The sequence below is a fragment of the Mesorhizobium sp. CO1-1-8 genome (assembly GCF_020164875.1).
GTDB lineage: Bacteria > Pseudomonadota > Alphaproteobacteria > Rhizobiales > Rhizobiaceae > Mesorhizobium.
On sequence record NZ_JAIUGZ010000001.1, the window covers coordinates 288,499 to 302,697 of the forward strand.

Annotated in this window: 12 protein-coding genes; 5 read left to right on the forward strand and 7 right to left on the reverse strand. The window is 61.8% G+C overall.

What is annotated here, in order from left to right; genetic code table 11:
- Positions 1 to 117 precede the first annotated feature (117 nt).
- The 3 genes from LB558_RS01480 to LB558_RS01490 all read left to right on the forward strand — a co-directional run bounded on the left by LB558_RS01480 (position 118) and on the right by LB558_RS01490 (position 3,955).
- Positions 118 to 1,782, forward strand: a complete 1,665-nt coding sequence (locus LB558_RS01480) for an ABC transporter substrate-binding protein (RefSeq protein WP_013532183.1) — start codon at positions 118 to 120, stop codon at positions 1,780 to 1,782.
- 88 nt (positions 1,783 to 1,870) lie between these two features.
- Complete coding sequence (locus LB558_RS01485; RefSeq protein WP_224695831.1) at positions 1,871 to 2,992, forward strand: carbohydrate ABC transporter permease; 1,122 nt, start codon at positions 1,871 to 1,873, stop codon at positions 2,990 to 2,992.
- 45 nt (positions 2,993 to 3,037) lie between these two features.
- Positions 3,038 to 3,955 carry a carbohydrate ABC transporter permease gene (locus LB558_RS01490; protein ID WP_056594228.1) on the forward strand — a complete coding sequence of 306 codons (918 nt, stop codon included), beginning with the start codon at positions 3,038 to 3,040 and terminating at the stop codon, positions 3,953 to 3,955.
- A 54-nt stretch (positions 3,956 to 4,009) separates the two neighbouring features.
- Here the strand turns inward: LB558_RS01490 and LB558_RS01495 are convergent, their stop codons facing one another.
- Together LB558_RS01495 and LB558_RS01500 are read right to left on the reverse strand one after the other, a co-directional pair.
- The gene (locus tag LB558_RS01495) at positions 4,010 to 4,753 is read right to left on the reverse strand and encodes a creatininase family protein (protein ID WP_224695833.1); all 744 of its coding nucleotides are present in this window, start codon (positions 4,751 to 4,753) and stop codon (positions 4,010 to 4,012) included.
- Between the two features lie 3 nt (positions 4,754 to 4,756).
- Positions 4,757 to 5,395, reverse strand: a complete 639-nt coding sequence (locus LB558_RS01500) for an SIS domain-containing protein (protein ID WP_263494483.1) — start codon at positions 5,393 to 5,395, stop codon at positions 4,757 to 4,759.
- Between the two features lie 105 nt (positions 5,396 to 5,500).
- Here LB558_RS01500 and LB558_RS01505 point away from each other — a divergent pair, with 105 nt between their 5' ends.
- The gene (locus LB558_RS01505; RefSeq protein WP_224695835.1) at positions 5,501 to 6,523 is read left to right on the forward strand and encodes an aldo/keto reductase; all 1,023 of its coding nucleotides are present in this window, start codon (positions 5,501 to 5,503) and stop codon (positions 6,521 to 6,523) included.
- A gap of 137 nt (positions 6,524 to 6,660) precedes the next feature.
- Here LB558_RS01505 and hupB read toward each other — a convergent pair whose 3' ends face one another.
- The 4 genes from hupB to LB558_RS01525 all read right to left on the reverse strand — a co-directional run bounded on the left by hupB (position 6,661) and on the right by LB558_RS01525 (position 12,152).
- Complete coding sequence (gene hupB, locus LB558_RS01510; RefSeq protein ID WP_023810287.1) at positions 6,661 to 6,933, reverse strand: DNA-binding protein HupB; 273 nt, start codon at positions 6,931 to 6,933, stop codon at positions 6,661 to 6,663.
- 297 nt (positions 6,934 to 7,230) lie between these two features.
- A complete protein-coding gene (gene lon / locus LB558_RS01515) occupies positions 7,231 to 9,642 on the reverse strand; it encodes an endopeptidase La (protein ID WP_224695836.1) in 2,412 nt (803 codons plus the stop codon).
- Between the two features lie 308 nt (positions 9,643 to 9,950).
- Entirely contained in the window at positions 9,951 to 11,225 is a 1,275-nt protein-coding gene (clpX, locus tag LB558_RS01520; protein ID WP_013532190.1) for an ATP-dependent Clp protease ATP-binding subunit ClpX, read from the reverse strand.
- A gap of 297 nt (positions 11,226 to 11,522) precedes the next feature.
- Positions 11,523 to 12,152, reverse strand: coding sequence for an ATP-dependent Clp protease proteolytic subunit (locus tag LB558_RS01525; RefSeq protein ID WP_023810285.1), 630 nt, complete (start codon positions 12,150 to 12,152; stop codon positions 11,523 to 11,525).
- 338 nt (positions 12,153 to 12,490) lie between these two features.
- On the opposite strand from LB558_RS01525, the gene LB558_RS01530 reads away from it, so the two are divergent.
- Positions 12,491 to 13,081: a hypothetical protein gene (locus tag LB558_RS01530; protein ID WP_224695837.1), complete on the forward strand. Its 591-nt coding sequence runs from the start codon at positions 12,491 to 12,493 to the stop codon at positions 13,079 to 13,081.
- A 13-nt stretch (positions 13,082 to 13,094) separates the two neighbouring features.
- On the opposite strand, the gene LB558_RS01535 is transcribed toward LB558_RS01530, so the two are convergent.
- A complete protein-coding gene (locus LB558_RS01535) occupies positions 13,095 to 14,198 on the reverse strand; it encodes an NAD(P)/FAD-dependent oxidoreductase (RefSeq protein ID WP_224695839.1) in 1,104 nt (367 codons plus the stop codon).
- Position 14,199: the final 1 nt, after the last annotated feature.

Sequence of the window (14,199 nt, forward strand, 5' to 3'; positions counted from 1 at the left end):
CAATCCACGCAGGGTGGGGTCCTGCCTAATTCGTTTCCGAACCGGGAGCATCGTTGGCGCTCTGGCGTCCGACAGTTGGCCGATTTATTCACACTGATGTTCTGGGAGGAATAGGCGATGAGAACGGGTCTTTACGACAAACTGGTTCGAGCCGGCGCCACAAGGCGCGACATATTGAAGGGTGCGGCCAGCATGGCCGCGATCGCAGCCGCATCCGGCGCCGGACTTGGCGCCTTGACGCGCCCGGCCTCCGCGGCAAGCGAATTGCGCACAAAAATCCTGCAAATCCCCGGCGTCGGCAAAGGCCAGCCGACGGACGCCGATTTCCAGAAGGTCGGTGAACTCTGCCTCGAAGCCACCAAGGCCAACGTCAAGGAAGGCGAATTCGCCGGCGTCGAGCTGACCTTCATGGGTCTCAACAACCAGAACCTGCACAATGTGCTGTTCCGTGGCTTCCTGAAGCCATGGGAGACCTACACCGGCGCCAAGATCAACTGGATCGACCTGGCCCAGGCCGATTACAACGCCCGCCTGCAGCAGTCGATCGCGACCGGCACCGTCGATTTCGACATCATCGAAATGGGCGCGCCGTTCGAAGGCGATGTCTGCGGCAAGGGCCTGACGTCGGAAATGCCCGACTGGGTCAAGACCCAGATCGATTTCGACGATCTGGTCAGCTATCTGAAGCCGCCGGTCGGCACCTGGGACGGCAAGCAATATCGCGTGACCGTCGACGGTGACGCGCACAACTTCAACTACCGCACCGACGTGTTCGCCGATGCCGACCTCGCCAAGGCCTGGAAGGACGGCGGCGGCGAAGGTGAATGGGGCGTACCGAAGACCTGGCAGCAGGTTCAGGCGGTGACCAAGTTCCTCAAGGGCAAGAAGCTCAAGGACCAGGACGTCTATGGCTATCTCGACGCGCCAAAGCCCTGGGGCGGCTTCGGCTTCTATTTCCTTGGCAGCCGCGCCACCGCTTATGCCAAGCACCCCGACGACAAGGCCTGGCTGTTCGACGCCGACACGATGAAGCCGCGCGTCAACAATCCAGCCTGGGTGCGCGCCATCCAGGACGTCATCGACGCGCTGCCGTCGGAGCCCGCCGACCAGATCAACGCCGATCCGAACACGACCGCGTTCCAGCAGTTTCTGGCCGGCACCGGCTCGATGGTCACCTGGTGGGGCGACGTCGGCTCCAACGTCAAGACCAACGACTCTTCCGTCGTCGGCGACGTCACCGGCTTCTCGATCCTGCCTGGCTCGGACGATGTCTACAATGCGAAGACCGGCGCCTGGGACAAGCTCGCCAGCGGCCCGAACTATGCGCCCAACTGCGCCTATCTTGGCTGGGGCGTCTATGTCATGGCCCGCGTCGATGCCGACGAAAAGAAGAAGAAAGCGGCATGGTCCGCTGCCGCGCATCTCGGCGGCAAGGACCTGTCGATCTGGACGGCGATGTATCCGTCGGGCTTCCAGCCTTACCGCAACTCGCATTTCGACATTCCCGAATGGGTGGCGGCCGGCTACGATGAGGCCTTCATCACCTCCTACCTCAAGTCGGAATCCGACAGCTACAATCATCCGAACGCGGCAATCGAGCCACGCATCCCCGGCATCTTCCAGTACTACAGCGCTGCCGAGGACATCCTGGCCAACACTTTCGCCGGCAAGATGAAGGCGCAGGAAGGCGCCGACGCCATTGCAGCGGCCTGGGAGAAGCTGACCGACCAGATCGGCCGCGACAACCAGATCAAGCTCTACAAAGCTTCGCTCGGCATGTAGGCTGGCCTGTGAACCGTGGTCCGGCGGCAACGCCGGACCACTTTAGACCGGCTCCGGCTCCTCGAGAGCCTTCAAACGGGCGAGATTTGTGGCTGATCAGACTTCGACCGCGAACCAGTGGCCGGCAGATGCCGGCCCTTCCGATCTGATCTCTCCAGGCCGCAAACGCCTTGGCGGGGCGCTGATGGCCGTTGCGACGCTCGGCCTTCTGGCCACGATCGTGCTGGAAATCCTCTACAAGGGCAGCGCCGATACGATCGGCTTCGAGACCTGGCGCCCCGTCGTCTATGCCTATGTGCTGTGGGGTGTGGCGATCGGCGTCGGCCAGGTGCTGACGCGCGGCGAGGACGGCCAACGTGCCCTGTTCCTGCTGCCGGCGTTGCTGTTCACCATCGCCATGGTGATCTTCCCGACACTGTTCGGCTTCTACATAGCCCTCACCGACTGGAACCTCAGTTCCTTCAGTGGCCGAAAGTTCAACGGGCTCGCCAATTTCTGGCAGATGCTGGCCGATCCCTACTACCGCAACGCGCTGTTCAACATGGTGCTCTATGTGCTCGCGGTGGCGGTCGAGTATGTCATCGCCTTCGGCCTGGCTCTGCTGCTCAATGCGCAGATCCGGGCGAGAAAATTCTTCCGCGTCGTCTTCCTGATGCCGTTGATGCTGTCGCCGGTCGCGGTGTCGTGGATGATCGGCAAGTCGCTGATGGAATACCGGTTCGGACCGGCCGCAACGCTGGCGCGCCATCTCGGCTGGGAAAATCCCGCCTTCTTCTCCGATCCGATCATCGCGCGTATATCGATCATGATACTGGACGCCTGGACCTTCATTCCGTTCATGATGATCATGCTCTTGGCCGGGCTGCAGGCGATGTCGCGCGAGGTGCTCGAAGCCGCACGCGTCGATGGCGCCAATGCGTGGCAGACCTTCTGGCAGGTCACCTTCCCGCTGATGCTGCCGGTGTCGGTGACGGCGGTGATCCTGCGCATCATCTTCAAGCTGAAGCTTGCCGACATCATCATCACGGTGACGTCCGGCGGCCCCGGCGGCGCCACAGATTCCGTGTCGAGCTTCATCTACCGCGAATATCGCGACCGCTCGAATGTCGGCTACGGAACCATGCTGGCGATGGCCTATCTGGTGATCATCGTCGTGTTCGTCACGTGGCTGTTGAAATTTGCCAACCGTTTTGTCCGCAATGTGAATTGAAGCAGGATGGGTCAATTGAAGCAAGATCGGGTGAATTGAGCTAAGATGAGCGTTCAGACCACCGAATATGTCGCCTCGGAGATCCGCTCGCCGGCGAGCTTCCTCGCCAGCCGCGTCTTCATCTACGGCGCGCTGGCCTTCTGGGCGTTCATCTGCCTGTTCCCGATCTACTGGACGATCACGACCTCGTTCAAGACCGCGGTCGACGTCACGCAAGGCCATCTCATTCCCTTCGTCGACTTCCAGCCGGACTGGAAGGGCTGGCGCTCGCTCGGCCTGTCGCCGGACTCGATCTTCCAGACCTCGACGGTGCGCGAGGAATTCCTCAAGCGCTTCATGAATTCGGTGATCACCTCGGTCGGCGCGTCGAGCCTCGCCATCGTCATCGGCAGCCTCGCCGCCTACGGGCTCACCCGCTACCGCTACCATTTCGCCTGGTTCAAGAACGAGGACATCTCGTTCTTCTTCCTGTCGCAGCTGATCCTGCCGCCGGTGGTGCTGGCCCTGCCCTTCCTGGTGCTCTACCGCGAGGTCGGCCTGCTCGACACGCGCGTCGGCCTGATCCTGCTTTACACGCTGATGGTGCTGCCGATCGTCATCTGGATCATGCGCGACCAGTTCAACTCGATCCCGGTCGAGCTCGAGGAAGCCGCACTTGTCGACGGGCTGTCGATCTGGGGCGCCTTCTTCCGCATCGTCATGCCGATCGCGCTGCCGGGCATGGTCGCCGCCTTCATCCTGGCGATGGTGCTGTGCTGGAACGAGTATTTCTTCGCCGCCCTTTTGACTTCGACCGACGCCAAGACGATCCCCGTCATGGTGGCGAGCCAGACCGGCTCGCAAGGCATCAACTGGTGGTCGATGGCAGCGCTCGCCACGGCGGCCATTGCGCCTCTGGCGGTGATCGGCATTGCGTTGGAGCGCTATCTGATCATGGGCATGACCGCGGGCGCGGTGAAGTAGCAGGGCGGCCGCTTCGCTTCTCCCCCTTGTCTTGTGGGAGAAGGGAGAACCGCGCTAGGCCCTTAGAATCATCCGCAGGTGATCGAGGATCATAGCCACACCCTTCTGCCCAAGCTCGGCCGAAGCATCCGTGGCGCTCGCCGTATACCAGCTCTTGTTATCTTCGAAGTGCGCGGCATCGACCGCCTCCGGGCATAGCGCCAGCATCAGCGAGGTCTCGCCGTTGCCGGCATGGTCGAACGGGTACTTGCCGTTCATGTCAGCCGACATCAGCGGATGCACCTGCACCCAGTTGAAGAAGTTTTCACCAGCGGCATGTCCTGAATAATAGGCCGCCATTGCCTGCGATCCCCACCAGCCCTCACCACGCTTCTTCTCGAGGAAGCGGAAGATCGCCTGGCGACCGGCGGTCTTGAACGCCAGATCGGTCGGCATGCCGGCGACAAAGTTCTCGGTCTGATGGTGGATGATGGCGTGGATGTTGCGAAAGCCGATGCGCAGCAGGCTGTAGAACAGCTCCTCACCGAACGGCGCCAGCGCAGCGCCGCCGACCTGTACCGAGCCGCTGCCCTCAGGCGGCGCCACCGCATAGCTCGCCGCACCGTAGTAGAAGGGTGGCAGGATGACGACGTCCTTCTCCTTTTCGAACAGCTCCAGCGCCTTGACGACGGCCAACGTGTCCATGCCGACGGCCATGTGCTCGCCATGGTATTCGAGCACGCCGAGCGGCAGAGCGACCGGCCAATTCTCGGCGATCGCCCTGCGGATCTGGTGCGGCAGCATCAGTTCGTAGCGCATGATCTATTCCATGTTGGTGTGGCGGGCGCGCATCGCTTCGGGCGACGCGCCAATCAATTCGCTGAGCTTCAGCACCATCACCTCGAACAGCAGGAACAGCGCGCCTTCGAACACCGAGCCCATCGGCAGGACCGATGTTTTTTGCTCCCCCTGGTCGTTGGCCATGGTCTGCGCGGGAATGAGCAGGGTGAAGTCGGCAAGCCTTGCCGCGCTGCCTTCGGCCTGGGCGGTCAGCAGGAGATTGGTTGCACCTGCCTGGCGCGCGACCTGCATCAGGGTCAGCACGGTCGAGGTCTCTCCCGGCCCGGAACTGACCAGGAAGACATCGCCCTGCCCCAGCGGCGGCGTGTTCATGTCGCCGACCACGGAAACCGGCAGGCCCAAATGGTAGAGCCGCATGGCAAAACCCTTGACCTGCAAGGCCTCGCGGCCGCAGCCATAGACGACGATCTGTCGCGCGCCGGCCAGCATTTTGCAGGCGGCGTCAATCCGGCTTTCGTCGATGCGTGCCAGCACGCCACCCAGCTCCTCAAGCGCGGTCTCGAACTGGCTTTTGCTCTTGTCGCTCACCGCAAACCTGCCATTGAAAATCACCCTGGTATTTGCCGCTCTTGCTTCCACGAACAGCTCGATTTCGTTCATGCTAGCAACCGCGAAAATGCGTGTCCAACGCGCAGCTATGCTTTTGCCTGATCACAGGCGTGATAGTGTCATGTCAGACAAATCAAGCGAGGCAAACGGCAGCATATGAAGACACGGCATTTCGACCGCATCGGCAATGGCGGCATCAGTTTCACCGAACTCGGCTTCGGCACGGCGCCGCTCGGCAACCTCTACCGTGCCGTCTCCGACGAGGACGCCAACGCCACGCTGGAGGCCGCCTGGGCGACCGGCTGCCGCTACTACGACACCGCGCCGCTCTACGGGCTCGGCCTGTCGGAAACGCGGCTCAACCCGTTCCTGCGCGGCAAGAAGCGCGACGACTATGTGCTGTCGAGCAAGGTCGGCCGCATCATGCGCGCCTGCCCGCCCGAAGAGCGCACCGGCATTGGCAAGTTCTTCGACACACCATCACGCCGCGAGGTGTACGACTACAGCTATGACGGTGTCATGCGCTCATTCGAAGCCTCGCTTGAGCGCCTCGGCGTCGACCGGATCGACATCCTCTTCGTGCACGATGTCGACATCTTCACGCATGGCAGCAAGGAAGCCTCCGACCGACGCATCGAGGAGTTCATGCGCTCGGGCTATTACGGCTTGCTGTCGCTGCGCGACCAGGGCGTGATCAAGGCGTTCGGTGGCGGCATCAATGAGTGGCAGGTCGCGCAGACGCTGGCTGAGCGCGGCGACTTCGACCTGTTCCTGCTGGCCGGGCGCTATACGCTGCTGGAACAGGAGGCGCTGACGTCCTTCCTGCCGCTCTGCCAGGCACGCGGCATCGGCATCGTTCTCGGCGGGCCCTACAACTCCGGCATCTTGGCGACCGGACCGAAGCCCGGCGCCTACTACAACTACTCCGAAGCGCCGAAGGACATCCTCGACCGGGTCGCCGGGATCGAAAACGTCTGCAAGCGTCATGGTGTCAGGCTGATCCAGGCCGCCCTGCAATTCCCGCTGCTGCATCCCTCGGTCGTCTCGGTGATCCCCGGTGGCCAGCGGCCGAGCGAGGTCGAGAGCAATCGCTCGCTGCTCGATGCGAAACTGTCCGCAGCGCTTTGGGCCGATCTCAAGAAGGAAGGCCTTATGCGCCCTGAAGCGCCGACCGCATAAGCCGGCCGCCATCGCATCAAGCACAAAAATGAAAAGCCGGGCAAGCCCGGCTTTTCTGGTCGCGTGTGCCTGCGTAGGGCATAAAAATGAAAAGCCGGGCAAGCCCGGCTTTTCTGGTCTCTGAAAAGAAAAAACGCTTAGTTGACTGCGTCCTTGAGGCCTTTGCCGGCCGAGAACTTCGGCACGGTACGCGCCGGGATCTTCACTTCGGCGCCGGTCTGAGGATTGCGGCCGGTCGAGGCGGCACGCTTTGACACGGTGAAATTGCCAAAGCCGACAAGCCGGACATCGCCGCCCTTCTTCAGTTCGCCGGTGATGGTGGAAAATACCGCATCGACCGCCGACTGCGCGTCACCCTTCGAAATGCTCGCGGCGTCGGCGACAGCGGACACCAGTTCGTTCTTGTTCATAAAAATTCCCTTCCATGAGAACACCGGAACCAACGACTCATCCGGCAGGAAACGGACTTTAGAAAGAAGCGTTGCCGCAACCAAGTCGAAAAGGCAGGAAAAAAGCGGAAAAAGCCCGGAAATGCTGGGTTTTTCACATGAAAAAGCCGGGCGCTAGGCCCGGCTCTCTGTTTGTGCGCTGCAACCTCGACGAAAACCAACACATGGTCCCGAAACCATAGCTGGTTTTCAGCAGGGGCCATGCGCAAGTCTGAGCGTTAGAACGTCCTTTGCGCGTCCAGATGGACGCCCGGCGCTCTAATGCGCCAGGGACTTTCCAGCGTCGTCGGCACTGTCTGTCGCGGCCGGCGGATTGACCGGTTCGACCCATTCGATCGGCTCCGGCATACGCACCAGCGCGTGGCGCAACACCTCGCCGACACGTGAGACCGGAATGATCTCCATGCCGTTCTTCACATTGTCCGGAATCTCCGCCAGGTCCTTGGCGTTGTCTTCCGGGATCAGCACCTTCTTGATGCCGCCGCGCAGTGCGGCGAGCAGCTTCTCCTTGAGCCCGCCGATCGGCAAGATGCGGCCGCGAAGCGTTATCTCGCCGGTCATCGCCACATCCGCCCGGACCGGAATACCCGTCAGTACCGACACAATGGCTGTCGCCATGGCAGCACCTGCGGACGGGCCGTCCTTCGGCGTGGCGCCTTCCGGCAAGTGCACGTGGATGTCGCGCTTGTCGAACAGCGGCGGCTCGATGCCGAAATCGACGGCGCGCGAGCGGACATAGGAGGCCGCCGCCGAAATCGATTCCTTCATCACGTCGCGCAGATTGCCGGTCACCGTCATGCGGCCCTTGCCGGGCATCATGACGCCTTCGACCGTCAGCAGTTCGCCGCCGACTTCCGTCCAGGCAAGACCTGTGACGACACCGACCTGATCGTCAGCCTCGACCTGGCCGAAGCGGTAACGCTGGACACCAAGGTAATCGGAGAGGTTCTCCGCCGTGATGCTCACCGTCTTCGTCTTCGTCTTCAGGATTTCGGTCACCGCCTTGCGCCCGAGCTTCATCAGCTCGCGCTCCAGGCTCCTGACGCCCGCTTCACGGGTGTAGGTCTGGACGATGGCGCGGATCGCGTCCTCACCGACGGAAAACTCCTTCGGCTGCAGCGCGTGATCGCGGATCACCTTCGGCATCAGGTGCCGCTTGGCGATCTCGACCTTCTCGTCCTCGGTGTAGCCGGCGATACGGATGATCTCCATGCGGTCCATCAAGGGCGCCGGGATGTTCAGCGTGTTCGCCGTCGTCACGAACATCACGCTCGACAGGTCGTATTCGACCTCGAGGTAATGGTCCATGAACGTCGAGTTCTGTTCCGGATCGAGGACCTCGAGCAACGCCGACGACGGGTCGCCACGGAAGTCCTGGCCCATCTTGTCGATCTCGTCGAGCAGGAAGAGCGGGTTGGACTTCTTAGCCTTCTTCATCGACTGGATGACCTTGCCGGGCATCGAGCCGATATAGGTGCGCCGATGGCCACGGATCTCGGCCTCGTCACGCACGCCGCCAAGCGCCATGCGGATGAATTCGCGACCGGTCGCCTTGGCGATCGACTTGCCGAGCGAGGTCTTGCCTACGCCGGGAGGGCCGACGAGGCACAGGATCGGCCCCTTCAGCTTCTTCTGGCGGCTTTGCACGGCGAGATACTCGACGATGCGCTCCTTGACCTTGTCGAGGCCGAAATGATCGGTGTCGAGCACGTTCTGCGCGAAAGCCAGGTCCTGCTTGACCTTGGAGTTCTTGCCCCACGGGATAGACAGGATCCAGTCGAGATAGTTGCGCACGACGGTCGATTCAGCCGACATCGGCGACATCGTCCGGAGCTTCTTCAACTCGGCTTCCGCCTTTTCGCGGGCCTCCTTGGAGAGCTTGGTCTTCTTGATGCGCGCCTCGATCTCGGCGGCCTCGTCGCGGCCGTCCTCGCCTTCGCCGAGCTCCTTCTGGATCGCCTTCATCTGCTCGTTGAGGTAGTATTCGCGTTGCGTCTTCTCCATCTGGCGCTTGACGCGCGAGCGGATGCGCTTCTCCACCTGCAGGACGGAGATTTCGGCTTCCATGAAGCCCATAGCCTTTTCCAGCCGCTCCTTGACCGAGAGCGTGGCCAGCATTTCCTGCTTCTCAGGGATCTTGATGGCGAGATGCGAAGCGACCGTGTCGGCGAGCTTGGAATAGTCGTCGATCTGGCTGGCAGCGCCCACCACTTCGGGCGAGATCTTCTTGTTCAGCTTGACGTAGTTCTCGAAGTCGGTGACGACCGAACGCGCCAGCGCCTCAACCTCGACCTCTTCCTCTTCGGGCTCGACCAGCGCCGCGGCGCGGGCCTCGTGGAAGTCGGGACGGTCGGTGAACGAGACGATCTTCGCACGCGAAGCGCCTTCGACCAGAACCTTGACGGTGCCGTCGGGCAGCTTGAGCAATTGCAGCACATTGGCGAGCGTACCGATGTCGAAGATGGCATCGGGCTCGGGATCGTCGTCGGCGGCATTCATCTGGGTGGCAAGCAGGATCTGCTTTTCCTGACCCATCACCTCTTCCAGCGCCTTGATCGACTTCTCACGCCCAACGAAGAGCGGAACGATCATGTGCGGGAACACCACGATGTCGCGCAGTGGGAGAACTGCGAAGACGCCGTCGCTGGGTGCCTTGGATACTTTGGCCATTGTCCAACCTTTCATGTCGCGGCCGCTAATTGAGCCAACCGCGAATCTTATATTAACGACCGGGGATCGTTCCGCCTACCACCGTTTGTGACGGGAGTTTTACAGCACAGAAATCGGGCACCTCGGCCTTCTCCAGTTAGTTGGATGCACGACCCCCAAAGATCAAGGGGCGTGTCCAAATCCGCACGTCCCAACCCGTCCGCGAGTGACACATTTGCGACGCCAAGCCCATACGCCGCGTAAAACCGCTGTGCGACAGCAAAACGGCGCCTTGCGGCGCCGTTTCAGAATTTCGCTGCGGGCTCATGTCAGGCGCTGACATTGCCCTTCTTTTCCTTCTGCTCGGAGTAGATGTAGAGCGGCCGGGCACTGCCGGTCACCACCTCCTCCGAAATCACCACTTCGCGCACGCCTTCGAGTGCGGGAAGCTCGAACATCGTGTCGAGCAGGATCGCCTCCATGATCGAACGCAGGCCGCGCGCGCCGGTCTTGCGCTCGATGGCGCGCTTGGCGATCGCCGAAAGAGCGTTCTCGTGGAAGGTCAGGTCGACATTCTCCATCTCGAACAGCCGCTGATACTGCTTGACCAGGGCGTTCTTCGGCTCGGTCAGGATCTGGATCAGCGCCGGTTCGTCAAGGTCTTCCAGCGTCGCCAGGACCGGCAGACGGCCGACAAACTCGGGGATAAGACCGAACTTCAACAGATCCTCGGGCTCGACCAGGCGGAAAACATCGCCAGTGCGGCGATCCTCGGGAGAAGCGACGACCGCACCGAAGCCGATCGAGGTCTTGCGGCCGCGATCCGAGATGATCTTGTCCAGCCCGGCGAAGGCGCCGCCGCAGATGAACAGGATGTTGGCGGTGTCGACCTGCAGGAACTCCTGCTGCGGATGCTTCCTGCCGCCCTGCGGCGGCACGGAGGCGACGGTGCCTTCCATGATCTTCAGGAGCGCCTGCTGCACGCCCTCGCCCGACACGTCGCGGGTGATGGAGGGATTGTCGGACTTGCGCGAAATCTTGTCGATTTCGTCGATGTAGACGATGCCGCGCTGGGCCCGCTCGACATTGTAGTCGGCCGATTGCAACAGCTTCAGGATGATGTTCTCGACGTCCTCGCCGACATAACCGGCTTCGGTCAGCGTCGTCGCGTCAGCCATGGTGAAGGGCACGTCGATGATGCGGGCCAGCGTCTGCGCGAGCAGCGTCTTGCCGCAACCGGTCGGGCCGATCAAAAGGATGTTGGACTTCGCCAGTTCGACATCGTTGTTCTTGCCGGCATGCGCGAGGCGCTTGTAGTGGTTGTGGACCGCCACCGACAGCACGCGCTTGGCGTAGGGCTGGCCGATGACATAGTCGTCGAGAACCTTGAGGATCTCCTGCGGTGTCGGCACGCCTTCGCGTGACTTCACCATCGAGGTCTTGTTCTCCTCACGGATGATGTCCATGCAGAGCTCGACGCACTCGTCGCAGATGAAGACCGTCGGACCGGCGATCAGCTTGCGCACCTCGTGCTGGCTTTTGCCGCAAAACGAGCAGTAAAGCGTGTTCTTGGAATCGCCGCTGTTGTTGCCGACCTTGCTCATTTTCATGTCCTTTCATGGCCGCCCGCCGATGGTCTGGCTGAAAGGGCGCATACTCTATCTATCGCGGGAATCCGCCGCCGCCAGTGTGTCCCGGCTCCCGCAACGCATTCCGTACGAAACACAAATCAGAAAACGTGGCAATGATTCGCGACAACCCCGCATAAAGCTAAGCCGCCGAAACTCAACATAGCCTTAACGTAGGCAATCCTGTCCCCCGAGGGAACAGCCAATTGTGGCCGAAATGCCGCAAGACACACCAAAAGCGCGTGATGCCGCCATCCAACTGCCAATAAGCCCTTATGCCACAGCGCCTTCAGGCGGCTCGCGCGACGAAATGACCTTGTCGATGAGGCCGAAATCCCTGGCTTCGTCGGCAGTCATGAAATGGTCGCGGTCGAGCGTCTTCTCGATCTCCTCGTAGCTCTTGCCGGTGTGCTTGACGTAGACCTCGTTGAGGCGACGCTTCAGCTTGATTATATCCAGGGCATGGCGCTCGATGTCGGAAGCCTGGCCCTGGAAACCGCCGGAAGGCTGGTGAACCATGATGCGGGCGTTCGGCGTGGCAAAGCGCATGTCCTTGTGACCGGCGGTCAGGAGCAGCGAGCCCATCGAGGCCGCCTGGCCGATGCAAAGCGTCGACACGGCCGGCTTGATGAACTGCATGGTGTCGTAGATCGCCATACCCGAGGTGACGACGCCGCCCGGAGAATTGATATAGAGGTTGATCTCTTTCTTCGGATTCTCCGCTTCGAGGAACAAAAGCTGCGCGCAGACCAGCGTCGCCATGCCGTCCTCGACCGGACCGGTGATGAAAATGATGCGCTCCTTGAGGAGGCGCGAGAAAATGTCGTAGGCTCGCTCGCCGCGATTGGTCTGTTCGACCACCATCGGGACGAGGTTCATGTAGGTTTCGACGGGGTTCTTCATCAGTTGTCTCTTATCTCGCGGTGGGATTCCGGCGCCGGGAATGCTGGCAGATCGGGCAGAATCGGTTCTGGATCGTTATTCCGTAAATAGGATGCCGGCTCATCCTTGTGCAAGGCCGACCCCTCCTAGCCATCTGGGTAAGTCGAATCAAGCTTTCTGAGCAAGGATTCGGGCCGACGGATGCTTCTGCGGGTCTGGAGCCGCATGGCCGGACTCGCAAGGTAGCAGTTTCTTAACCGCGTCACTTAACGAAATGCGCCGAAACCGCTTTTCTCCGAAACAGCTTCCTCTACAATTCAACGTTGAACTTATGCGTGGAGTTCAACAGGGGGAGTGTCATGTCCGGGAAAACCGCATGCTTCACCATTGCCGGGCTGACCATGCTCGGCACGATTTCGCAGACAGCGGCCGGCGGCGGGGCCGTCGAATGCTATGAACCGGTCCGCAGTCCGGCCGTCTACGACACGGTCTATGAAGACGTGATGATCAGTCCTCCCGGTCAGCAGGTCGACTACATCCCCCCTATCTATGGCACGCGCGAGCGGGTCGTGATGACCGTTCCGGCGCAAGTGACCTACCAGATCGTGCCGGCCGTCACCCGCACCGTCTACAGCATGGTCCGGGTCGATGGCGGCGGCTATTCCTGGGAGTGGCGCGTCATCCATGGCCGCAAGGTGCTGTGCAAGGTCTGGCACAAGGCCCGCTACGAACGTGTCGCCAAGACCGTGGTGATCCAGCCCGAACGCACGCGCCGTGTCGTCATCCCGGCACAGTACGACAGCATCGCCGAGCAAGTGCTGGTGCAGCCGGAGCAAAGGCGCATCATCGATGTCCCCGCCTCCTACCAGACCGTCGCGCGCCGCGTGCTGGTCCGCGAAGGCTCATCGGGCTGGCGACGCGTGCATATTTCCAGGCATTGCCAGGATTAAGCCCGGAAAGCGCCTAGTCGACCTCCGCCCGCAGCCATGTCTTCAGGCCGGCGATGTCGCCGTCGCCTACCGCCGCCGCAACGCGCCTGCCGACCGCCGCGCCGAACTTGTAGCCATGGCCCGAACAGGCCGAGACGATCAGGCACTTGCCTTTTTCATGCGCCATGAATTTTTCGTCTGATGTGAAGGTGTAGGCGCAGGTGACGACCTCGGTCACCCTGTATTCCTCGATCCGGGCGATCGGCGGCGAGAACAGGTTGCGGATCGCCTCGCCCTCGCCGGCCACCGGCTCACGGTTCCAGTCGGCGTCGCTGGTCGGCACCCTGTGCAGCCCCGAACCGAATTTCATGCCGGCGCCGCCCGAGGACGGGATCACATAGCCGTCGACCGCGCCGCCGATATCGAGGACAACCGGTGCCGCCTGCCAGGCGGCCTCGAGGCCGGCCGGCGGTTCGACATAGGCGAGTGCTGTTCGATAGGTCTTCAGTTCGCCGTCCAGCTCCGGGAACAGTTTCAGCACCCAGGCACCGGCGGCGACGACGATGCGGTCGGCCTGCATGGTCTCGCCGCTTTCGAGCACGATATAACCGGCTTCGGCGTCGATCACGGTGACCCTGCTGTGTTCGTAGACATTGGCGCCGTTGACGCGCAGCCACTTTGCCAGGCCGAAGGCGATCTTACGGCAATGCAGCGCGCCGCCTTCGGTCGAAAAATAGGCATAGCGGAACGAACCGGCTTCAAGAAACGGCCAGCGCTTCACGGCTGCGTCCGGCTCCAGCAATTCGAACCGAAAATTGCCTTCTTCCAGGCCCTCGCGATATTCCTCGGCCTCGTCGCCCGGCTCGCGCGAAATGCAGACAAATCCGCGCGCATCGAGATGGTTTTCGCCGAGATCGGCCCACATCTCGTCCCAGGCCTGGTAGGCTTCGGTGATCAGCCGGCCATAGCCGGTCCCCGCTCGGTAGGCGCGACGGATGATGCGATGATGGTCGCCCGACGCGGCCAGCGGGTTCGGGATCGGCCCCTGCTCGACGATCGAAACGCTGTGACCCGCCTTGACCAGCGACCACGCCGTCGAGAGACCAGCAATACCCGCACCGACAACGATCACCTTCATC